Consider the following 21,049-nt stretch of genomic DNA (forward strand, 5'->3'; position numbering starts at 1 on the left):
TGGCGAGCTTCGCCGCTTTAGCAGGTACTTTGTTCTAACCAGGTCAGTGTGGCGAGTGCCTCATCGCGGTGCTCGCCACAGACGCTGGGGTCAAAGTTAAAGCGCGTGCAAACGCTTGGGCGGCTAGGATCGCCAAATAGGCGACACAGGTTATGCTCATCCAACTGCACGCATCTTACGCCTGCCGGTTTGCCTGCCGGCATGCCGGGAATATAAGAGCTAATTGAAGGCGCGATGCAGCACGCGCCGCACCCCGCACGGCATCCTTCACTCATGGCGTAACACTGGGACTGGGCGTAGACATAGCAATAGCGCCTTTGTTAATACCTTCAAATGCCTGGATTCGCGTTGCTTGTCCGCTTTGCGTGGCAACTTGTTTCGCTAGCCAAACCGCTATATTTTCCACCGTAGTAGGGCCCGGCAATATCGTGCACTGCTGCTGAGGCAGGGTAATGACAAAATCGCCTTGAGCTGCCTGATAGCGGCAGGTAAGGCGCTCGTTATCCTGGGCGGCGATATCAGCCTCTTCGAGTAAGTAGCGGTTATTCAGCCACTCCGACCATTGCTGTTCAAGCTGTGGCTGACGTGCATTTTGCTGCCATATATACAGCCTGGAACGATGCCCGTGAGCAATGCGCTGACAGTTGCCGATATGGCGTTTGAGGCCGTGGCTATAGCCATACGAGGCACCTTCAGTGGCCTCTTCGCTTAGCGTTAGCGTAACGCTATGGACATTATCAGGCCGACGTTCGGTAAGTATCTGGCTTAAGTGCTCGGCTATACGGGGGGCGGTGATGGCAGGCCAGGGCAGTAAAGTAAATGCTTCCTTAGGGCCGCGGACTTCCATCGTGTAAGGCGCGGTAGCATTAACGCAGATACCTTCCGCGCAGTCCGTAATGCTTACGCCGGGTGCAAGCGTCGGCACTAGCAGAGTGTGATCTAACCCGCTGTCCAGCGTGCGCTTAATCCACGGTTTTACTTCACCAAAGTCAAACAGCATGCCGTCTTCGCCGAGCTCGCCATCGAGTATGGCGTCTACTTGCCAGCTGCAGCCCACCAAACCTTGCGTGGGGCACCAAAGAGAGACGTCGATATGCGTCAGTTGTTGAACGAATAAGGACATTAATCAAAACCTGCTAATTTGTGTATTTGCAGCGATAGGCGCCACTGGGGGTTGGCCATGCAATAGGCCGTCGCTTGGGCAACGGTAGACGCAGTTTTATTCAGTGGCGCAAGGTCCATGGGCTGTAGGTAGAAGTGAGTAAAGCTAAAGCCGCTAAACTGTTCTGGAGGTGCATCCGTCTGAGGGAAAACCAGCTTTAACTCATCCCCTTGCGTAACGGCTAGCGAATTGTTGCCTTTTGGGCTAACGCATAGCCAGTCGATACCAGCCGGTGGCGCTAGAGTGCCGTTGGTTTCTACCGCCACTTCAAAGCGATGGTTGTGTAGGGCTTCTATGAGCGCCTCATCAAGCTGTAATAACGGTTCTCCACCGGTGAATACCACGTAGGGAGTCGCCTTATTATTTAGCTCGGGCCACAGCGATACAATGTGTTCAGCGAGGGCGTTGGCGTCTGCAAACTTTCCGCCATTTAGGCCGTTAGTACCGATAAAATCGGTATCGCAGAACGTGCATTTCGCCGTTGCGCGATCGGCCTCTCGGCCTGACCACAGATTACATCCGCTAAAGCGACAAAATACGCTCGCTCTGCCCGCCTGAGCGCCTTCTCCCTGGAGAGTGTAAAAGGCTTCTTTGACGTGATACATCAGCGCTGACCTGCTGCGACATCTGCGCTGTAGAGTAGTGGGTCCGTCACGCCATTAGCGGCAAAGGCCGCGAGTCGTTCAGTGCAGCTGCCGCAAACGCCACAGGCCAGTTCTCTACCTTCATAGCATGTCCAGGTATGGCGATAATCTAAGCCCATGGCCAAACCGTCGCGCAGAATATCTGCCTTGCTGGCAGAAAGGTAAGGAGCGTGCAGCTTTACAGGTTCGAAATTGGCAATGCCCGCTACGTGGTTCATAGCGTCAACAAATTCAGGGCGGCAGTCGGGGTAAAGAATATGATCGCCACCATGGGCGCCATAGTCGACTCGCCCAGCGCCAATATTAACCGCCTTGGCAATCGCCAACGAGATCAAAATCATATTACGATTGGGCACGACGGTGGAGCGAAGGTTGTTTTCGGCGTAGTCGCCCTGAGGCATGGCCTGGTGTGGATTAGTAAGCGCTGAATTATCGATCAAACCATGAATGGCGCGAATATCGACAACTTGATGAGGTAGCCCAAGCGCGTTACAAACTTGTCGGGCCGTATCGAGCTCGCGGGCATGGCGCTGACCGTAGTCGAAAGACAGCGCATGGACATTGAGCCCTTCACGCAGCGCGCGATGAAGCACGGTGTAAGAATCCATTCCGCCGGAATAGATAACAACGGTCGTGGTGCTGCCAGCAGCCACTGGGGGTGTTGATGACATAAGAAATACTCTTTGTCGGAGAATTTATTGATCGCGGGCCGTGATTAACGGCTGCGGCGTTCCGGGGTCCGGTCCGGAAGGGCAGCATTTTACGCAATCACCGCTAAACTGACCAGTTTTAGCGCATAATTATGCGAAATGCAGGGTTGGCGGGCAGCATTAATACCAACATGCTACGCTAATCGTCCATGCTGTTAGAGGGCAACCAATGGCTACCATTGAGCACAGTGAAATCGTTAATGCATCACCAGAGCGTGTGTTTGAACTGCTGCGCCGTGTGGAAGACTTTGCTGATTATTCAGATTTAATTCGCTCTATAGATACGCTGGGTGAGAACCGCTATCGGTGGCACGTTCGCGCTGTAGGTATGGATTGGGCATTTGATGTGCAGGTCACTGACATTCAGCCCCCGCATGTTCTAGCTTGGGAGTCGTTGGACGGCGTTAAGAACCAGGGCCGCTACCAGCTTAGAGGCGTGCCTGAAGGTACTGAAGTAGCGCTGACGCTGAGCTATGAAATTCGCAATCGGTTAATGGAAAGAGCCGTTAATAAAGCCGCTAAGCCGCTGGTCGGAAAAGTAAGCCGGCAGATTCTTGAGCGCGTAGAGGCAAGGCTGAATGAATAAAGCGCCGAGACATCCGTGGCGATGGGCGCTTGGCTTTGCATGCTGTGCCATGCTGGCTTATGTGTGGTTATGGTATTCGCCTGATTTGATGGCGATTAAGCAGTGGGCATCACAAGCATCGCATCACCCGGCGGTGATTGTTTCAGTGATGCTGATTATGGCAGCGACCTTAGCGATAGGGTTGCCCGGCAGTATCGGCCTATGGCTGATTGCGCCCTTTTACCCGCCGTTAATGGCCACTATGATGTTGACGCTAAGTAGCGTTGTGGGTGCATTGGGCGCTTATAAAATAGCGGCGAGGGCAGGCAAGCGCTGGAACCCCGGCGGTCTGACGTTAAAAGTCATGCACACGCTAGAGCAACGCAGTGATTTGATGACTCAGACGGCGCTGAGATTATTGCCAGGCTTTCCACACTCGGTGATTAATTTTGCAGCCGGGTTGCGAGGCATTTCGCTAAAAACGTTTCTACTGGCGGCGGCGCTAGGCTTATCCGTGAAATGGAGTGTTTACAGTAGCGCCATTTACGGCGCGTTAGAGGCTATTGAAGAAGAAAATGCGCTGCAGTTTGATGTCGTGCTGCCGCTCATCGCCTTAGCATTATTGCTGCTAATAGGGGCTTGGTTCAGGCGTCGAATCGAAGCAGCGCAAGTTAATCGTTAGAGAATACGTCAATGGGATTTGTGCAAAGAGGCGTCCAAGTGGTCAACCACCTCAGCCCAGTCGGCATCCTCAGCGACCGCTTCTTGCAGAAACTCTGCTTGCCCTTCATTCCAGCAGGGCGCTTCGGCGAGGGGCATTGTGCCGGGCAGCGGCGCATTACGCTGAATAAAGCGTTCGATTGAATCGGCATCAGATGCAAGGCCTAGCTGCTCGAAGAGCTCGCTGAAATGGTGAACCGGCTTTTCCATGATCTATTGCTCCTGCAAAGGGGACGTTACTCTACACCATAGCGTGAATCTCATCTTAAGCCAGTGTGCAAAACGATCAGTGCGCTATCGTTCACCGACGAGGGGCGTCAAAAAGCGTTGGCGTTGATCGTCTAGAGATAGTGGCTGCGCTAGCAGATGCGCAAGCTTAGTGAACGCCGCTTCGGGCGTCATGTCATCGCCTGAAAGGATGCCTGCATCGCTAAGCCCATGCCCGGCCGCGTAAGCACCCAGGTGAATGCTACCTTGCTGGCACTGGCTAATTGCGGCTAATAGCTTGCCTTCGCCGCTGGCTTTGGCGAGCACGTTCAGCAAGCTAGGGTCGTCAGGCAGATTGCCAGCACCCCATAGCTCCAGTAGCGCGCCCTTAACTCGCGAATCGCTTAGCCATGTGCCGAGTTGCCAGGCTGAAATGCCTGGCCAAAGCGTAATTCGTACGATTTCTCCACGGTCGACCAAACGGTAATCGGGTAATTCAAACCGAGGAGCGCCGCGCTGCTGCAGGCCAAGCCCGCGGCTAGGGTAATAAACGAAATCGTCGCCCACGCGCTCACCAAGTAGTGGATAGTTTGGGCTCGCAAACGCCTTCAGCGCTTGGCTGTGGTGCTTAATGGCGCGGGTGCCGCGCAAAAGCTGTCCCGCAAAGTAAATAGCCACTTCTTGTAATGCGGGATTGGCGGCGAACTGCAACGCACCGTGTAAATTATCCAGTGCGTCACTGCCGGGTGCTTCTAGCGGCAGCATAGAGCCGGTGAGAACCACGGGTCGATCCAAACCTAGGAGCTGGTAAGCAAGGCCAGCAGCTGTCCAGCTCAGCGTATCGGTACCGTGAATAATCACAAAACCTGAGTAGGCCATCAGCCGCTCATTGATATCACTGGCTAGCTGTTGCCAGGTAAGTGGCGTTGCCGCACTTGAGTCAATCAAGGTAGCGTAGCTAATGACCTCATAAGACGGTAGGGCTTGGCGCTGTGCCAGAGATAGTCGGGCCAAGGCTGAGTCCATGCGGGAGGCGAAATCGCCGCTGGGTGCAAGCCCTTGCGCCTCTTGGCGCATGCCTATGGTTCCGCCGGTGTAGATAACTAAAATGCGTTCTTGACGGGGAATGTTGTCTGCAAGACGGGAGTAGGTGGCCATAGCCATCTCCTGTGGCTTTGTAGGAAATCGACGATCAGCCGATGCGACCAACGCCCTGTGTTAGCAGTTCGCCGGTTTGATCGTCTAAGCGATGGTTGCGACCTGCCAGCAGGGCAAAACCGCAGCAAACGCCGATGAGTCCAATCAACAGCCAGGCGATGGTCGATGTGTCGGCACCGGCTTGAAGCAATACTCCGACGCCGAAAGGGCCTAAAGCTGCCAAGGTGTAACCGCCGCCCTGGACGAGGCCCGAAAGCTGCCCGGCTAGACGCGAGTTGGCGGTTCTTAACACTAATAGGCTTAGTGCAAGGCTAAAGCTGCCGCCTTGTCCAATGCCTAATATTGCCGCGCCAGGCCATTTCCACATTAACGGTGCAACCAGTAACATCCATAGGCCGACACCCGTGCACAGCAGGACCAGCAGCAGCGCAGGGCGTTGGTCGCGGCCCATTCGTGCAATCCATGGTGCGCCCAAAGCAGAGGCAAGCTGACACATAATCGAAACGGCCATTGTCCAGCCCGCATCGGCTTCGTTATAGCCGCGATCAACTAGCAGCGTCGGCAGCCAGCCAAAAACAATGTAGGCCATGGAGGACTGTAATCCCATAAACAGCATAACGTGCCAAGTGAGCGGCTGTTTAAGCAGGCGTAATGTGCCACTTTTTGAGCGAGTGGGGGAGGCTGTCAGCGCAGAGCGAGGCATTTGAAAATGCCATAAAGCGAGCGCAAAGAGTGCCAGTAGCGACCAGCTCATTAAACTTGCCTGCCAACTGCCAAGCAACTGCGTTAGCGGTACGCTAAGCCCGGCCCCTAAGGCTCCCCCTAGGCACAGCGCCATGGTGTATAAGCCGGTGAGCAGATCTGCGCTATCGGGAAGTTCCCGCTTAACCAACGCAGGAAGTAGCGTGCCGCCAATGCCGATTGCGCTGCCAGCCATTGCCGAGCCGATAAAAAGCGCACCGGGAACGGGTAAGCCGCGCAAAATCAGTCCTGCAGCAAGTAATAGCAGCGCGGCACTAAGCGTACGTTCGCTGCCAATGCGTTTAGCTAGCAAAGGGGCAAGCGGGGCAGACAGGCCTAGGCATAGCACTGGAAGCGTTGTTAGCAACCCCGCGGCAGTAGCAGAAAGCCCTGCACTTTCTTGCAGGCGAGTTAATAACGGGGCAACCGATGACATGGCGGGGCGTAAATTCAGCCCCACCGCTACCATCAGTAAAATAAACGTAATCGAACGACGATTAGCCATTGACGAGTTACTTGAGGTGAGGGCGCAAGTCCCCGCGAACCGCATCAAGTAACGTAATGAAGTGATAGTCCTGTGCGGTATCCAGGCTGTCCACTTTAACGCTAGTGCGCATACCCTTATCCATGTGCAGCTGATCAAATATTTCTAAGGTCAGCTTGCGTGCAGGCTTATCACCGGGCGCCATAATGCCATCTTCAAGAGTGAAGGTTTCCAGCAGAGTGACCCGAACGCGAGTGCTGTTGCCTTCGCTCAGCACGCGCCGCACGAACAGCCAGCCTTCGCAAGGCAGAGCATGATCATCGTCACGCTGACGTAAAAACAGTGTGCGGTAGCAGGCACCTTCAACGGATGCCTTTTCAGCCATGCTGCGATAGGCCTGCATCACTTGCTTTGCGGAGGCCCGCGCATCTTCGAGACGCTGCACAATGCCTTGATGTTCACGGCTGAGCTGTTCTTGACGTTGAAAGGTCAGCCATTGGCGGTAGTCGGCCATAAGGTGGGATGACGCCATAATCACTCCATGAAAAATTGTTCACGCCAAAAGGCTGGAAAGAGATGCTAAAACAGCTGTTTGGAATATGCAAAGGGTTGCCCTTTACATATTCCGACAGTATCAATTAACGACGAGCGCGCCGTTTACGTTCACCGCCACCGGCATTGGCACTTTGGCCTTCGGGTTTACGTTTAGCTCGCGGCTGCCGCTGGTTACGACGGCCGTTTTCGATCGGCTCAGCCTTGATGCTAGGATCAGGCTCAAATCCGGGTTCAATATGCTTTGGCAGCGTCTGTTTGATCAGGCGTTCGATGCTGCCCAGCAATGCGTCTTCGTCGACACATACCAGCGAAATAGCTTCGCCATTGCTGCCAGCGCGCCCCGTACGGCCAATGCGGTGGACGTAATCTTCGGCCACGTTGGGTAGGTCAAAATTGACCACGTGAGGCAGTTCGTTAATATCCAGGCCGCGCGCAGCGATATCAGTTGCTACCAACACCTGCAGGTCGCCGCTCTTAAACGCCGTTAGCGCACGGGTGCGGGCGCCTTGGCTTTTATTGCCATGGATAGCCATAGCAGGAATATCTTGTTTGGAGAGCTGCTCGGCTAGGCGGTTAGCGCCATGCTTGGTACGTGTGAAAACAAGTACTTGGAACCAGCCGTTCTGCTGGATTAAATGGGCTAGCAGCTCGCGTTTTTTCTCACGATCGACGCGATAGATAGCTTGCTCAATTTTTTCGGCAGTCGTATTGCGCGGTGCCACTTCAATCAGCGCAGGGTTGTCCAGAAGCTGCTGAGCAAGCGTTTGAATCTCATTAGAAAATGTTGCCGAGAAAAGTAAATTTTGACGTTTTTTAGGCACTAAGCGTAATAGGCGCTTAATGTCGTGAATAAAGCCCATGTCGAGCATACGGTCGGCTTCATCAAGCACTAAAATTTCAACCGCGGACAGGTCAACGTGCCCCTGCTGGTGTAAGTCGAGCAGGCGGCCGGGCGTTGCGATGAGCACATCCAAACCGGCTTTAAGCGCATCGATTTGAGGCTGCTGGCCAACGCCACCAAAGATAATGTGTGAGCGCAGCGAGAGATGCTGGCCGTAGGTGGAAACACTTTCACCTACTTGAGCGGCAAGCTCGCGTGTCGGTGTCAGCACTAGCGCACGCACCTGACGTTTTGCCGGACGTTTGCCGTCGTTAAGTCGTTGCAGCATGGGAAGTGTAAAACCAGCTGTTTTGCCAGTGCCCGTTTGGGCACTGGCTAACATGTCACGACCTTCTAGTACGACAGGGATAGCCTGTCGTTGAATCGGAGTAGGTTCGGTGTAACCTTGCGCTGTGACAGCGCGTAACAAATCGGCGTGCAGGCCAAGATCAGAAAAGCTCATGCGTTCTCCGCAGCCACCTAGTGAGTCAGTACTGGTAAGTAGTGGGTGCCACTAGATGTAATGTTCAAAAAGCGAGGTTGATTCACCAGCGCGGCAGCGAAGTGTGTCAGATAATTCACTGGACAGCGATGGTCGTTGGTTAGCCGTGTGTGACCGTGACAGGTGACATGAAAGCGACAGCGCTGAGAAGCGCTGCGGATTGATGTGCACGGACACATCAGAAAACTTACGTGTCGGTAATAAGCCGGGCAGTGTAACACGGTTATAACTAGGCAGCTTGTTTAGCTGCCTAGTATCCGTGATGACCTGATGTCACAGGTCAGTCGACGTAACCGCCTTGACGTATCTCTTGGGCGATAAGCTCAGCGGCTTGATCCCAGCTACTGCCTAGGGCGCGCACCAGCGCGGGGTAGCCGTCTTCCTCAAGCCTTGTTTGTGCATAGAAGTTTTCCATTACCAGCAGCTCACCCTGGCTATCCAGCAGTTGCCACTGGCCACTCGTCACGGCAAAACCATCGAAGCGGCCTTGGAACTGATCAATATCTAGGCGTAGCGTGAGGGCATCTGACTGTGAGCCTTCGGCACGGACTACCCTGACCGTCGGCAGTGCTTGAGTTAAGCGAGCGCGCAGCCCGCGTTCAAGCTGCCTACCCAGACCCTCGGCCCACTGATGCTCACGCGCGGCGTTCAGCGTAATGTCGTCCAGCTGCATTACGATGCCGTCGACATCTAGGTAATGGGCGAGTCGTGGAGCGCTCAGCCGCAGTGTATTGCTGGGCTGGCCTGATGCAATAACCGCCTGATCGCTCGGCAGCATATAGCGGGCCGGTGGCGAAACGCTACTGGCGCACGCTGACACCAAAAGGCAAATCAGCAGTGCCGGTAGGCACCTCAGCCACGTCAACCAACTTGTCCCTATCAACATATTTGTCTCCTTTAGTCGCGTGGTGCGCGCGGAATGGGATCTTGGGTATCTAAATTATCAAACAGAAGCGCCCTTGGGTTATCGCTCAACGTGCGTGTCAATGGCTGTAAATCACGCATCAAGCGGTCGAGGCGTTCAATAGCCGCCGTAAGATCCTGATAAGCGGGTGAAGACGGGGACAATCCTTGCAGTGTGCTACGCAGCTCTTCAAGAGTGGCGTTGAGGTTGCCGCCTACGGCTTGAGTTTCAGGGTTGCTAAGCAGCTGATTGATAGAGGCACTAACGTCACGCACTTCGTTGAGAACGCTTTCAGAGGCCTGCAGATTACGATCTAGGCCGGTCAACAGGGGCTCTACTTCCAGCGAGTTGAGCTTGTCGAGTAAGTCGGTCACCTGCGCCTGTATTTGTGCAAAACCACCAGCCACCGTTGGAAATACTTTTCGGCCAGAGAACTCTTCGCTCACATAGCTTTCGTTAAGGTCACGCTGGAAGTTTAAGTCGACAAAAAGCGCGCCGGTCAGGAGGCTGCCGCTTTTAAGCGAAGCGCGCAGGCCTAGTGAAAACATGCGATTAAAGCGTCCCTCCCATTCTGCCAAATCAATATCATTATTCTCAATACCCATGCGCTGAGGCTCAATTCTTATCAGCACAGGAATGGCAAAGCGCGACCGTGAATCTGGCTGAGGGGCGGTAAAGTTCCAAGGCACGGCTGCAACGGTACCCATGCGGACACCGCGAAACTCCACCGGTGCTCCCTTCGAAAGGCCGCGTACGGTTTCGTCTACCAGCAGTACATACTCTAAGTAGCGGTTAAACGTGCCTTCTCGTGCGGTGTCTTCATCGGCATACAAAATGAAGTGTGCGTCGGCTTCAACCGGCTGCCCCATGGGAAGCTCTTCGGGGACGCCAAAGGTCACACCTCCGCCAAGTAGCGCTTCAATGGACTCAACGTTAATGCGCACGCCATCGGCGCCTAAGCGAAAATCTACGCCGCTCGTTGTCCAAAAACGCGTGCTGTCGGTGACTAGCTGTGTGTAGGGCTCTTCGATAAATACCTTGTGTTGCATCGTGCGTGACTCAGGCTCAAAGCGATTTTCCTCGATACGGCCGACGGTATAGCCCTGGTAAGACACAGGGTCGCCTACTCTCAGCGAGTTGCCTAGCTGGCTAGTGAGGCTAAGACGTAGGCCCGCTTGGCCGGCAGGTGCGACGGGGGGGATATCACTCACGGGGAATTCGCGACGCGGCGCTTCATCGGTGCCGGGCTCAAGCTGAATGTAGGCGCCCGACAGCACGGTGCCTAGGCCACTGATGCCTTCACGGCCAATACGCGGTTTGACCACCCAAAAGCGGCTATCTTGGCGTAGCATGTCTTCAACTTCAGGCTGAATGCGTGCGGTCATCACTGCATGTGAAAGGTCGTCGGATAGCCTTACGCTCTGCACGCGCCCAATTTCAACATTGCGGCTGCGAATCAGCGTATTGCCTGCTTCGATGCCCTCAGCGCTGTCCATGGTAAGCGTTACCAGGGTGCCGCGACTGGAATAATTGTCGTAAACCAGCCACATACCAATAGCAATAGCGACAATGGGCACGACCCAAATTGGCGATAGTCGCGTTTGGCGCGATGTCTTCGCCTTGTTTAAATCCGTGCCGTCGCTTGGGTCGGTACTTTTTTGGTCGGTATTTGTCGGTGTTTCATTAGCCATCAACAGGTTCCTTGGTGGCCGTTTTACGGCGTAAAAGAGAGCGGCGAGCTGGGAGGGGGGTATCCCAAATTAAGCGTGGATCAAATGTCATGGCGGCCAGCATGGTTAGTACTACTACCGAGCCAAAAGCGAGTGATGCGGGGCCTGGTGTAATCGACATTAAAGATCCTGCGCGGATTAGAGCAACTAAAATAGCCACAACAAAGACGTCGACCATCGACCATCGACCAATAAATTCGGTTAGCCGATAAAGCCGAGTCCGGCTTTGGGCATTCATCGCATTGCTTCGTTTAACGACCAGACAAAGCCACGTTAACGCACCCAGCTTGCCCATAGGGACAATGACGCTGGCAATAAAGATCACCATAGCGATAGGCCATGAGCCCATTTGGATAAGCTGAACGACCCCGCCAATAATAGTTGAAGGCGTTGAATTGCCTAAACTCGTGGTCGTCATTATGGGGTAGATGTTGGCGGGAATATACATAATGGCTGATGCGCCAAGTAAAGCCCAAGTGCGCTGCAAACTATGAGGCAGGCGCTGGTGCAGCTTCTCATGGCAGCGGGTACAGTGCCCTCGACCACGCCCTGAAAGTCTGTTGATAAGCCCGCAGGTTGGGCAGCCGGTTAATGCTTGGCCAGCGGCGGGCATACCTGTTTGCGTACCGTCGGGAGAGAGCGGCTCACCTTCTAGAGAAAACCACATCCAGTCGGCGTCGATGGATTGCGTGGTCATTAATAATAGCAGCGCAAATGCGCAAAACGCCCAAAACGAAATGCCCAGAGAAACATCGGCTAAGCCAGCTATCTTTATCAGGCTTACCAGGGCGCCAATAATAAATACATCGGCCATCATCCAGGGCGTTAGATGCGATAGTGAGCGTGCAATATCACGGCTAAAGGGTAGGGGGTGGTCGCGTAATAGACCAAACTGAAGCCACAGCACCCCAAGTAAATAAACGGCGGGCAGCACGACAATGGTCATGATGACGGCAATAGCGACTACGGGTTGATGAAAGCTAATAAGCGTAGTCGCGGTTTGCGATAGCTCAATGCGGTTGCTAACGCCGCTGACGCTGAAACTAATAAAGGGAAATGACACCGCTAGAATAAGAGCGGTGAGTGCTGCTAAGGCTAATGCCATGCTGCGCTGTGCTGGGTAGCGATGGCGTTTAACAAGCACGTGCGAACAGCGTGGGCAGGTGGCTTTTTCACCTGAGCTTAATGGCGGCAGTGCCGACACCCAGTCGCACTCATGACAGGCACGCAGACGTCGACGCTGAGTTCTAGTCTCAGGCGGTAAAAGGTCAACAAGTGGTGTGTTAACCGGTAACGAGCGGCGTTTAATGAAGCGTTGTGAGGGCAAAAGCCAAAACTCTCAGTGCGTATTCGTAGCAAAGCTACTAGGATGTGGCGCATTAGGCGGTCAAGCACTTATTTTAGCAATGTCGTTTGGCTAAAATGTCGTCTAAAAAGCGCAAAGAAAAAGCCTTTGATCAGAGCCTCGACGAGTGTCTCGATTGCTTCGCGATGGATCATGGACGACGTAAACAGTGGATGCGCACTGCCTAATGCATTCCAGCTTCATACAATGTCTGTCTGGGTCTGCGTATCTAAACGTAAAACTCATGAAATAGAATTTGAACATGATGCTAGTAAATCGCACTTTGTCATAGCACTTTATAGTAGTGCGTTGATAGAGCAATGCGTTGATAGAAAGCTTAGCCATATTGCCTGAAAATAGCGCCTGAAACTGAACTTGAAAATAGCACCTGAAAAGTGTGCCTGTCATTACGCCCATAAGGAAATGAAATGTTGCTACCAGTGTTAGCGGTTGCGTTCGGATTGGCGTTGCTAGTTTGGAGTGCCGAGAAATTTGTTGAAGGCGCCGCGGCAACGTCGCGCTGGCTCGGGCTTTCGCCTTTGTTGATCGGCATGCTGGTTATAGGCTTTGGTACCTCAGCACCTGAAATGATGGTGTCGGTGCTGGCCGCGATGCAAGGTAATCCAGGCTTGGCGGTGGGCAATGCCTACGGCTCGAATATCGCCAACATTGGCTTGGTGCTGGGCTCTGTGGCACTTATTGCGCCGCTGGCAGTGCACTCCAGCGTTATTCGTAAAGAAATGCCGCTGCTAATGTTATGTACTTTAGTCACTGGATGGATGTTGTTAGACGGCATAGTGACGCGCTGGGAAGCGCTATGCCTGCTGTTAGTACTGGTTGTGTTCATTGTTGTCAGCATCATTCGTTCGCGTAATCAGTCCAACGATGCGCTTGTCGCTGAGGTGACAGAAACCCTTGAAAGCAAGCCCATGTCCCGCGGCAAGTCCATCATGTGGACGCTGTTAGGCTTGATTTTGTTGGTGGCAAGCTCGCGATTGCTAGTGTGGGGTGCGGTTGAAATTGCCGTGCGCTTTGGCGTCAGTGACTTGATTATTGGGTTGACCGTTGTGGCCGTCGGCACGTCTTTGCCAGAGCTTGCATCCTCTATTAGTGCTTTGCGCCGCAAAGAGCACGATATGGTGCTGGGTAACATCGTGGGCTCTAACCTGTTTAATAGCTTGGCAGTGGTCGGGATTGCTGGCTTGATCGCGCCCATTGAAACAGGGCGTGAGGTGTTGGTGCGCGATTGGAGCGTTATGACGTGTATGACGCTGCTTATGATTTTATTTGCATTCTCGTGGCGGGGGCGCCCGCGTCGAATTAATCGTTTAGAAGGCGGTATCTTGCTGGCGCTCTTTGTGGCTTACACCGGGTATATGGTGAGTATTGTGGTGATGTCTAGGTAAGGGAACATTGATATAACAGAAAAAAGGCGGTGCTATGCTGTCCGGTGCGTCAATGCGACTCATCTTGGCCGCGTAGCACCTGTTATATAATGTTTGCCTAAGAGGGCGCTTGAGAAAGGCCATATTAGTGACTAAATAAGCTTAGTGAGTATAGCTAGAAGCCTTTTATCGACTAAGCTTTAGCTAGGCTTGTGTTAGCCCATTAACGGGATGCCGATTCAGGTTTTGGGGGAGTGACATGGAACTAGATCCACTATTGTTATCACGATTGCAGTTTGCGTTTGTGATCTGTTTCCACACTATCTTCCCGGTGTTTACCATCGGCCTCGCTTCCTACATTGCGTTGCTTCAGGGGCTGTTTTTCAAAACGCATAATCCTGCCTGGGATCGTTTGGCTCTGTTCTGGACGAAAGTCTTTGCTGTCGTTTTCGGCATGGGCGTAGTGTCGGGCATCGTAATGTCGTTTCAGTTCGGTACGAACTGGAGTAATTTCTCGATGGCGGCCTCTAACTTTTTAGGCCCCATGCTCAGTTATGAAGTCGTGACAGCCTTTTTCCTAGAAGCTGCTTTCCTGGGGATATTGCTTTTTGGGCGCGGCAAAGTTCCTCAAGGAGTTCACTTGTTTGCGGCCATCATGGTTGCGGTGGGCACCTTTATATCCGCTTTCTGGATACTGTCAGCCAACAGCTGGATGCATACGCCGGCTGGCGTAGAGTTGATTGACAACAGATTTCACATCACTTCCTGGTCTGAGGCAATTTTTAATCCCTCTTTTCCGTACCGCTTTGTCCATATGGCCCTGGCGTCGTTTATTACCGGTGGGTTTGTCGTTGCCGGCGTGAGCGCTTGGTTTTTAGTGCGTGGTCGCGACCCCGAGGCCAATCGTCGTGCGCTATCTATGTGCCTCTGGTTACTGCTGTTTTTAACCCCAGCGCAGGCGGTGGTGGGTGATTTCCACGGTTTAAATACCCTAGAGCACCAGCCGGCTAAAGTCGCCGCTATGGAAGGTCATTGGGAGACTTCCACTAACGTCCCGCTGCTGTTGTTCGCTATTCCTGACCAAGACGCGCAAGCCAATAATTTTGAGCTCGGTATTCCTAACCTGGCCAGCATTATTTTGACGCACTCGCCTGACGGGGAAATACCCGGCCTCAATGAAGTGGCTGTCGAAGAGCAGCCGCCAGTGATTATTGTGTTCTGGGCTTTCCGGGTCATGGTCGGCATTGGGCTATTAATGATTGGTGTATCGCTGATAGGGCTGATGTTGCGTCGCAACGAGCGTATTTATCACCAACGATTATTTTTAAAGGCCTTAACCGGCATGATTTCCCTGCCTTTTATCGCGGTGCTGGCGGGCTGGATAGTGACAGAGTCTGGTCGTGCGCCGTGGTTGGTTTACGGCATGATGACGCATGCAGAGGGTTTAACGCCGTCGCTCACCGGCTCCATGGCATTGTTTTCACTGATTGGTTATATCCTGGTATACGCCGTGGTGTTCTATGCAGGGATTTATTATCTCACGCGGGTCGTTCGCAACGGTATGTTGCCGGAAGACGATCGTGAAACGACAGATATGAATGTCCATCGTCCTATGCGGCCACTATCTGCTGCGAATACCCCTTTTGACGATGATGTTGACCCGGTGAGGAACTGAGCATGGAAATGTTTGATCTGACGTTAATCTGGGCCTTCATCATTGGTTTCGGCATCATGATGTATGTGCTGATGGATGGGTTTGATTTAGGGTTGGGGATTCTCTACCCCTTTGCGCCCGATGAAGATGCTCGCGATGTAATGATGAATTCGGTCGCGCCGATATGGGATGGCAACGAAACGTGGCTAGTGCTGGGTGGTGCTGGCCTGCTAGGCGCATTCCCGTTGGTTTATTCAGTTTTCTTGCCAGCGCTTTATATCGGCGTTTTCTTGATGCTGGCTGGTTTGATATTTCGCGGCATTGCGTTTGAGTTTCGCTTCAAGTCACGGCGTAACCGGCATTGGTGGAACCGTGCTTTTTGCTGGGGATCGGCCATTGCGGCCTTTGCTCAGGGCGCCGTGGTCGGTGCCTATATTCAAGGCTTTCCGGTTGAAGATTTCGTCTATGTTGGCGGTGCATTTGATTGGCTGACGCCTTTCTCTGTGTTGACTGGCCTTGGCTTAATGGCAGGCTATGCATTGCTAGGCGCCACTTGGCTGATACTCAAATCTGAAGGCCACGTTCAAGACTGGGCGTATAAAATCACCCCTATGTTACTCGCGCTAGTGCTGTTCGTATTTGCGGTGATTAGCCTTTGGACACCCTTTGTAAATCCACGTGTTTGGGAGCGTTGGTTTGGTAATATTCAGCTAATTTGGATATTTCCGGCGATGGCGCTTGTGTGTTCCTTTATTGTTTATCGCACGGTGCAAAAGCGTCGCGAACTTGCCCCTTTTCTCGCCACGATTGGTATCTACTTTTTTACTTACTTAGGCCTTATTGTCAGCAAATGGCCGGTTATCGTGCCGCCCAATTACACGCTGTGGGACGCCGCATCCGCTCCAGAGTCTCAGCTGTTCCTGCTGGTAGGGATGGTGTTTGTTATTCCTGTCATCTTGGCTTATACCGCCTGGACGTACTGGGTGTTCCGCGGCAAAGTACGTGTAGGTGAGGGATATCACTGAGCACATGGTAACGAAAGTGGCAGTCTTAACGCCGCGTAGTTGGCTGAAAGAATTGGCTTTAACGCAACGCAACCGCTTGCTCGGTGCGGCGCTTTGCGGAGTGCTGGCGGGTAGCCAAACTATCGTTTTAGTCGTGGGGCTTGCATGGCTTATCGAGCAGTTGGTAGTGCAGGATCGCTCGCCGTTAACACTACTGCCCGTGTTTGGTTTGCTAGCTGGCTGTGTAATGCTGCGAGCCTTGTGCCAGTGGTGCTATGAAACGCTGAGTTTGGAAGCCGGTCTGCGTATTCGTCAGCTAGCCAGAGCGCAGCTATTGGACAAGCTTTCTGCACTAGGCCCTGTATGGCTAACTAGTCAGCATAGCGGTTCTCTAGCCAATCAGGTGGTTGAGCATATCGATGCCCTGGAAGGCTATTTCGCCCGATTTTATCCTCAACTGCTAATTACCCTCTTTCTACCTCTCGTAATATTGATAGTAGTGGGGTGGCTGGATTATTTAGTGGCCATTTTTCTACTTCTCTCAGCGCCGTTAATTCCTCTTTTTATGGCGCTTGTGGGTATGGGGGCTGAGCGTCTTAATCGCGACCAGTTTGTCGCCGTATCCCGACTATCTGCCTATTTTATTGACCGCGTGCGCGGCATGACAACGCTACAGCTATTTGGTCGCACGGGTGCCGTGCAGCAGGATGTTTGGTATGCCACCGACGATTATCGGCGCCTGAGTATGCGCACTTTACGCCTTGCCTTTCTCTCTTCAGCGGTACTTGAATTCTTTGCTTCCGTCGCGATTGCTGTTGTGGCTATGTACGTGGGGTTCGGGCTGCTGGGCTACATTGAATATGGGCCTTCACCATCTTTGACGCTTTTTACGGGCCTAGCCGTACTGTTGTTAGCACCTGAGTTTTTCCAGCCCTTGCGTACGCTTTCACAGCATTACCATGACCGCGCAGCGGCTCTTGGCGCCGCTGAAAGCATAGTGAATATATTTAATGTACCCGACATGGTGAGTGCCAACGAACATGCGAGGCCATTATCAGGCGCATCGGCTATCGAGCTAACGGCTGCTTGTGCTGCTTATCCCGGGCGTGGCCAGGTAGTAGGGCCTATCGATCTAACCATTCAGCAGGGCGATGCGGTGGTTGTTAGCGGCGCATCGGGAAGCGGCAAGTCGACGCTATTAGCTTTGCTCGCAGGCTTTGTTGCACCGAGTGCGGGTACGGTGCGCTGGCAGAGTGCCCGTTATGCCTGGTTGGATCAGCAGCCATGCTTGTTGTACGGCAGCCTGGAGGATAACTTGCGTTTAGCGGCGCCAGACGCTTCCCGTGACGAGATGTTGGCCGCGCTGCAGCGTGCAGGCTTAGGCTCTCTCTTAACTCAGTTACCTAAAGGCCTGGACACGCTGATTGGCGAGCGTGGAGTGGGCCTGTCAGGCGGGCAGGCGCAGCGCCTGGCTCTCGCTCGTGTATACCTCAGTAATGCCCCGCTAGTGTTATTAGATGAGCCCACGACGAGTTTAGATGTAGAGACCGAGCAGTTTGTATTGACAGCATTGCTAGCGCTAGCCAAAGAGGGGCGTACGCTGGTGATCGCGACCCATCATGCGGCGGTGATTGCATCTGCTCAGCGACATTTTGTGTTTAAAGAGGGCCTGTTGGAAAAGGTCCGCTCATGATTAATATTTATCGTGATTTCCGCCCCTGGTTGCAGCTTTTAATACAGCGACGTCGGCGTTTTTTAGTCGGCTCTCTTCTTGTCTGGATTACTTTAATGGCTGGGCTGGCGCTACTGGGGCTCTCCGGTTGGTTTATTACCGCGAGTGCATTGACCGGTATCGCCTTTGCGTTGGGTATTCCCGCGCGCCTAGACGTTTATGTGCCTGGTGGAGGCATTCGGTTTTTTGCTCTTGTGCGCACCGTTGCCCGTTATGTTGAGAGGCTCTATAACCACAATACGGTACTAACGCTGCTGGCTGATCTGCGTTATCGCGTATTCGGCTATTTAACAGGGTTTGATGATGCTCGCCTGCGCGCAGAGCGGGCGAGTGATTGGCTGAGCCGCTTAACGGCTGATATCGACACCTTGGATAATTTTTATTTACGCATTCTGGTGCCCCCTGTCGTGGCGTTGCTTAGCGTATTGGCGGTGTCGTTGTTCGTGGCTATATGGTTGCCAAGCGTTGCGTTGCTAATGGCGATAACGTTGGGTTTGCTTTGGCTGGTAGTGACATTTTTTGCGGCTACCTGGGGTTTTTCGCAAAGCTATCAGCAGGTCGTTGATCAGCAGCTTCTTCGTCGCTTGACTGTCGATCAGGTGCAGGCCTGCGCAGAGTTAATTAGTTATCAAAGTTCACAATGGCATCGGTCGCTTATTGCCCGTCAGGAGCGGCAGGCATTAAGTAATCAGCGTTCCTTAGGCCGCAGGACAGCTTTGATTAACTGCCTTGTAGGTGCCGTTAGTGGATTAATGGTGATAGGCGTTTTGTGGCTCGCAAGTGTGGCATTTCATCAGCAGTGGGTGACAGGCCCCATTTTAGTTATGGCTGTGCTGATTGCGCTCGGTGCTAATGAGGCGTTTATTGCTTTGCCCGCAAGCTTTATGAAACTCGGTGCTAACTACGCCGCAGTGCGCCGGCTAAATAAATTAACGGCTGGTCGCGAGCCAATTGGTTCACCCGTTACGCTACCCGTAGGCGTAGGTTTTGCCATCACTGCTTATCAGCTTTCTCTGACCTATGCGCAGTCATTTGTCCCGGCGTTAAGCGATATTAGCTTTGAATTGCCTGCTGGAAAGCGTGCCGTGATTACCGGAAGCTCCGGAGCGGGAAAGTCCTCACTGGCCAGCCTGCTGATGGGGCGCCTAAGAGCGACGCAGGGTGACATTATGATTGCCGGTGTGCATGCGTGGCATCTATCGCCAGCGAGCCGTGCAAGCAAATTGGCTATGCTCACGCAGCAAGTAGATTTATTTGATGCCTCATTAGCAGAAAATCTGCGTATTGCTAGCCCCGACGCGAGCGATGCAATGCTTCATGAGGTATTAAAGGCTGTTGCTTTGAACGACTGGGTGAACCAACTTCCTGATGGGCTAGATACTGCGGTAGGTGAAAGAGGTCAGCAGCTTTCCGGTGGGCAGACGCGACGCGTAGCATTAGCGCGCTTGATGCTACGCGATCCTAGCGTGGTCATCCTTGACGAGCCTTTCGCTGGCCTCGATGCACCCACTGCGCAACATGTTGCTTTCTCGTTGGACCTGTGGCTGGTCAATCGAAGCGCTATCTTTTTTATTCATCAGATTGGCTCGTTGGATCTGCTGCCCCGCGTTGAGTACCACTGGCATCTTGACGCCGGTAAGCTGCTTGAAATGGATGAACGCAGTACCTAACACGCGCAATAGTAAGGAGCCCGCAATGCATGATTTTTTACGTGACCTTCCTAAAGTAGAGCTCCACCTGCACATTGAGGGCTCGCTTGAGCCGGAGCTAATGTTTGCTTTGGCGCAGCGTAATGGCATTGATTTGCCTTATGCGACAGTGCAGGAGGCTAAAAATGCTTATCTTTTTAGCAACCTGCAGGAGTTCTTGGCTCTCTATTTTCAGGGTATGAACGTGCTCCGCAAAGAGGAGGACTTTTACGACCTGGCCATGGACTATTTTAAGCGTGCGCGAGGCGAGGGCGTTGTCCATATTGATATGCATTTTGACCCTCAGGCACATCTTCAGCGCGGCGTGCCGTTAGACGTCGTGATGAGTGGGCTGTTAAAGGCCAAGCAAGTGGCAGAAGAAACGCTGGATCTTACGATAGGTTTGATCATGGCTTTTCTGCGTGATCGCCCTGCAGAAGAGGCGCTCCATGTGCTGGAGCAAGCGGCGCCTTATTGGAAAATGCTGGATGCCATTGGTTTAGATAGTGCTGAGCAAAACAATCCGCCGGCAAAGTTCGTCGATCTATTTAACCGCGCTAAACAGTTAGGCCTTGTGCGCGTGGCGCATGCGGGTGAGGAGGGGCCGGCTGAATATATCAATGAGGCATTGGATATTCTTGATGTTCAGCGCATAGACCATGGAGTGCGTTGCTTAGAAAGCGATGAGGTGGTGGCGCGTTTGCGTCGCGAACAGATTGTTCTTACTGTTTGCCCACTTTCCAATGTCAGTTTGAAAGTGGTTGAAAATCTACGTGATCACCCGCTTCCGAAACTTCTGGCGGAAGGGCTTAAGGTTACTATTAGTTCAGATGATCCTGCCTATTTTGGTGGCGGCATGCTGTCGAATCATATGGCTTGCGCCGAAGCATTCGGGTGGGATAAGTCCGTGTTTCGGCAATTGACCTTTAATGCTATTGATGAAGCCTTCGTTACTAATGATCGGCGTGAGGAATTGCGTGCACGCTTAGCAGCCCTGTAGGTTTGTCTCTTTTAAAACATTTAGGCACTGGCCGCTGACATAGGTGCTGTTGAGTCCAATGTGAGGTTTTTGCTAATAAATATGTGTTTCACTGTTGACCCCGATAGGAAATCGGGTAGTATACGCCACACGTCAACGGGGCACGGCCTCGGCGACCAGCTCTTTAACAATTTGATCAGGTAATTCATGTGGGCGCTTGCTGATGTTGGTGACAAATCACCCAATATCAAGGCAAGCGACTCAAGCAATAAGGTTTTAAAGGCATTGCCTTTTTAATCT

General features: G+C 52.9%; 20 protein-coding genes. 8 read left to right on the forward strand and 12 right to left on the reverse strand.

Features of this window, described 5'->3' with window-relative positions:
* Nucleotides 1-17: 17 nt before the first annotated feature.
* The 4 genes from ACT3TR_RS15750 to queC are packed head-to-tail and all read right to left on the reverse strand — an operon-like array spanning nt 18 to nt 2,477.
* On the reverse strand, nt 18-275 hold the full coding sequence (locus ACT3TR_RS15750) for a YkgJ family cysteine cluster protein (protein WP_096279779.1): 258 nt from the start codon (nt 273-275) through the stop codon (nt 18-20).
* On the reverse strand, nt 272-1,123 hold the full coding sequence (locus ACT3TR_RS15755; protein ID WP_096279781.1) for a 6-pyruvoyl trahydropterin synthase family protein: 852 nt from the start codon (nt 1,121-1,123) through the stop codon (nt 272-274). The genes ACT3TR_RS15750 and ACT3TR_RS15755 overlap by 4 nt, the downstream gene beginning before the upstream one ends.
* Complete coding sequence (gene queE, locus ACT3TR_RS15760) at nt 1,123-1,767, reverse strand: 7-carboxy-7-deazaguanine synthase (protein WP_444625583.1); 645 nt, start codon at nt 1,765-1,767, stop codon at nt 1,123-1,125. Before queE ends, ACT3TR_RS15755 begins: the two co-directional genes overlap by 1 nt.
* Nucleotides 1,767-2,477, reverse strand: coding sequence for a 7-cyano-7-deazaguanine synthase QueC (queC, locus tag ACT3TR_RS15765; protein WP_444625582.1), 711 nt, complete (start codon nt 2,475-2,477; stop codon nt 1,767-1,769). The genes queE and queC overlap by 1 nt, the downstream gene beginning before the upstream one ends.
* 208 nt (nt 2,478-2,685) lie before the next feature.
* Between queC and ACT3TR_RS15770 the strand changes: the two genes are divergently transcribed.
* Nucleotides 2,686-3,102 (forward strand): SRPBCC family protein, encoded by a 417-nt coding sequence (locus tag ACT3TR_RS15770; RefSeq protein WP_096279787.1) that lies wholly within the window; start codon nt 2,686-2,688, stop codon nt 3,100-3,102.
* Nucleotides 3,095-3,763, forward strand: coding sequence for a TVP38/TMEM64 family protein (locus ACT3TR_RS15775; RefSeq protein ID WP_441686613.1), 669 nt, complete (start codon nt 3,095-3,097; stop codon nt 3,761-3,763). Before ACT3TR_RS15770 ends, ACT3TR_RS15775 begins: the two co-directional genes overlap by 8 nt.
* Nucleotides 3,764-3,771: 8 nt before the next feature.
* Here ACT3TR_RS15775 and ACT3TR_RS15780 read toward each other — a convergent pair whose 3' ends face one another.
* From ACT3TR_RS15780 to ACT3TR_RS15815, 8 genes are all read right to left on the reverse strand, one after another.
* Nucleotides 3,772-4,011, reverse strand: coding sequence for a DUF2789 domain-containing protein (locus tag ACT3TR_RS15780; protein WP_096279789.1), 240 nt, complete (start codon nt 4,009-4,011; stop codon nt 3,772-3,774).
* An 84-nt stretch (nt 4,012-4,095) separates the two neighbouring features.
* Entirely contained in the window at nt 4,096-5,172 is a 1,077-nt protein-coding gene (locus tag ACT3TR_RS15785) for an asparaginase (protein ID WP_444625581.1), read from the reverse strand.
* 28 nt (nt 5,173-5,200) lie between these two features.
* Nucleotides 5,201-6,412: an MFS transporter gene (locus ACT3TR_RS15790; RefSeq protein ID WP_444625580.1), complete on the reverse strand. Its 1,212-nt coding sequence runs from the start codon at nt 6,410-6,412 to the stop codon at nt 5,201-5,203.
* A gap of 7 nt (nt 6,413-6,419) precedes the next feature.
* A complete protein-coding gene (locus ACT3TR_RS15795; protein WP_096279796.1) occupies nt 6,420-6,923 on the reverse strand; it encodes a hypothetical protein in 504 nt (167 codons plus the stop codon).
* Between the two features lie 106 nt (nt 6,924-7,029).
* The gene (locus ACT3TR_RS15800) at nt 7,030-8,289 is read right to left on the reverse strand and encodes a DEAD/DEAH box helicase (protein ID WP_096279798.1); all 1,260 of its coding nucleotides are present in this window, start codon (nt 8,287-8,289) and stop codon (nt 7,030-7,032) included.
* 319 nt (nt 8,290-8,608) lie between these two features.
* Nucleotides 8,609-9,214, reverse strand: a complete 606-nt coding sequence (locus ACT3TR_RS15805) for a PqiC family protein (RefSeq protein WP_096279800.1) — start codon at nt 9,212-9,214, stop codon at nt 8,609-8,611.
* Between the two features lie 11 nt (nt 9,215-9,225).
* Nucleotides 9,226-10,923: an intermembrane transport protein PqiB gene (gene pqiB, locus ACT3TR_RS15810; protein ID WP_096279802.1), complete on the reverse strand. Its 1,698-nt coding sequence runs from the start codon at nt 10,921-10,923 to the stop codon at nt 9,226-9,228.
* On the reverse strand, nt 10,916-12,289 hold the full coding sequence (locus ACT3TR_RS15815) for a PqiA/YebS family transporter subunit (RefSeq protein ID WP_444625579.1): 1,374 nt from the start codon (nt 12,287-12,289) through the stop codon (nt 10,916-10,918). The genes pqiB and ACT3TR_RS15815 overlap by 8 nt, the downstream gene beginning before the upstream one ends.
* Nucleotides 12,290-12,735: 446 nt before the next feature.
* On the opposite strand from ACT3TR_RS15815, the gene ACT3TR_RS15820 reads away from it, so the two are divergent.
* The 6 genes from ACT3TR_RS15820 to ACT3TR_RS15845 all read left to right on the forward strand — a co-directional run bounded on the left by ACT3TR_RS15820 (nt 12,736) and on the right by ACT3TR_RS15845 (nt 20,770).
* Nucleotides 12,736-13,713 carry a calcium/sodium antiporter gene (locus ACT3TR_RS15820; RefSeq protein ID WP_444625578.1) on the forward strand — a complete coding sequence of 326 codons (978 nt, stop codon included), beginning with the start codon at nt 12,736-12,738 and terminating at the stop codon, nt 13,711-13,713.
* Nucleotides 13,714-13,951: 238 nt separating this feature from the next.
* Nucleotides 13,952-15,367 carry a cytochrome ubiquinol oxidase subunit I gene (locus ACT3TR_RS15825; RefSeq protein ID WP_444625577.1) on the forward strand — a complete coding sequence of 472 codons (1,416 nt, stop codon included), beginning with the start codon at nt 13,952-13,954 and terminating at the stop codon, nt 15,365-15,367.
* A 2-nt stretch (nt 15,368-15,369) separates the two neighbouring features.
* Complete coding sequence (gene cydB, locus ACT3TR_RS15830) at nt 15,370-16,371, forward strand: cytochrome d ubiquinol oxidase subunit II (RefSeq protein ID WP_096279810.1); 1,002 nt, start codon at nt 15,370-15,372, stop codon at nt 16,369-16,371.
* 4 nt (nt 16,372-16,375) lie between these two features.
* On the forward strand, nt 16,376-18,043 hold the full coding sequence (gene cydD / locus ACT3TR_RS15835) for a thiol reductant ABC exporter subunit CydD (RefSeq protein ID WP_444625576.1): 1,668 nt from the start codon (nt 16,376-16,378) through the stop codon (nt 18,041-18,043).
* Nucleotides 18,040-19,752 (forward strand): thiol reductant ABC exporter subunit CydC, encoded by a 1,713-nt coding sequence (gene cydC / locus ACT3TR_RS15840; protein ID WP_444625575.1) that lies wholly within the window; start codon nt 18,040-18,042, stop codon nt 19,750-19,752. Before cydD ends, cydC begins: the two co-directional genes overlap by 4 nt.
* A 25-nt stretch (nt 19,753-19,777) precedes the next feature.
* Complete coding sequence (locus ACT3TR_RS15845; RefSeq protein ID WP_441686799.1) at nt 19,778-20,770, forward strand: adenosine deaminase; 993 nt, start codon at nt 19,778-19,780, stop codon at nt 20,768-20,770.
* Nucleotides 20,771-21,049: the final 279 nt, after the last annotated feature.

This window comes from Halomonas sp. AOP12-B1-6, from assembly GCF_052379225.1.
Lineage (GTDB): Bacteria > Pseudomonadota > Gammaproteobacteria > Pseudomonadales > Halomonadaceae > Vreelandella > Vreelandella casei.

Excerpts from the sequence above, each read along its gene's own strand:
- ACT3TR_RS15750 (WP_096279779.1), bottom strand. The coding sequence starts at position 275 with ATGAGTGAAGGATGCCGTGCGGGGTGCGGCGCGTGCTGCATCGCGCCT.
- ACT3TR_RS15755 (WP_096279781.1), bottom strand. The coding sequence starts at position 1,123 with ATGTCCTTATTCGTTCAACAACTGACGCATATCGACGTCTCTCTTTGG.
- queE (WP_444625583.1), bottom strand. The coding sequence starts at position 1,767 with ATGTATCACGTCAAAGAAGCCTTTTACACTCTCCAGGGAGAAGGCGCT.
- queC (WP_444625582.1), bottom strand. The coding sequence starts at position 2,477 with ATGTCATCAACACCCCCAGTGGCTGCTGGCAGCACCACGACCGTTGTT.
- ACT3TR_RS15770 (WP_096279787.1), top strand. The coding sequence starts at position 2,686 with ATGGCTACCATTGAGCACAGTGAAATCGTTAATGCATCACCAGAGCGT.
- ACT3TR_RS15775 (WP_441686613.1), top strand. The coding sequence starts at position 3,095 with ATGAATAAAGCGCCGAGACATCCGTGGCGATGGGCGCTTGGCTTTGCA.
- ACT3TR_RS15780 (WP_096279789.1), bottom strand. The coding sequence starts at position 4,011 with ATGGAAAAGCCGGTTCACCATTTCAGCGAGCTCTTCGAGCAGCTAGGC.
- ACT3TR_RS15785 (WP_444625581.1), bottom strand. The coding sequence starts at position 5,172 with ATGGCTATGGCCACCTACTCCCGTCTTGCAGACAACATTCCCCGTCAA.
- ACT3TR_RS15790 (WP_444625580.1), bottom strand. The coding sequence starts at position 6,412 with ATGGCTAATCGTCGTTCGATTACGTTTATTTTACTGATGGTAGCGGTG.
- ACT3TR_RS15795 (WP_096279796.1), bottom strand. The coding sequence starts at position 6,923 with ATGGCGTCATCCCACCTTATGGCCGACTACCGCCAATGGCTGACCTTT.
- ACT3TR_RS15800 (WP_096279798.1), bottom strand. The coding sequence starts at position 8,289 with ATGAGCTTTTCTGATCTTGGCCTGCACGCCGATTTGTTACGCGCTGTC.
- ACT3TR_RS15805 (WP_096279800.1), bottom strand. The coding sequence starts at position 9,214 with ATGTTGATAGGGACAAGTTGGTTGACGTGGCTGAGGTGCCTACCGGCA.
- pqiB (WP_096279802.1), bottom strand. The coding sequence starts at position 10,923 with ATGGCTAATGAAACACCGACAAATACCGACCAAAAAAGTACCGACCCA.
- ACT3TR_RS15820 (WP_444625578.1), top strand. The coding sequence starts at position 12,736 with ATGTTGCTACCAGTGTTAGCGGTTGCGTTCGGATTGGCGTTGCTAGTT.
- ACT3TR_RS15825 (WP_444625577.1), top strand. The coding sequence starts at position 13,952 with ATGGAACTAGATCCACTATTGTTATCACGATTGCAGTTTGCGTTTGTG.
- cydB (WP_096279810.1), top strand. The coding sequence starts at position 15,370 with ATGGAAATGTTTGATCTGACGTTAATCTGGGCCTTCATCATTGGTTTC.
- cydD (WP_444625576.1), top strand. The coding sequence starts at position 16,376 with ATGGTAACGAAAGTGGCAGTCTTAACGCCGCGTAGTTGGCTGAAAGAA.
- cydC (WP_444625575.1), top strand. The coding sequence starts at position 18,040 with ATGATTAATATTTATCGTGATTTCCGCCCCTGGTTGCAGCTTTTAATA.
- ACT3TR_RS15845 (WP_441686799.1), top strand. The coding sequence starts at position 19,778 with ATGCATGATTTTTTACGTGACCTTCCTAAAGTAGAGCTCCACCTGCAC.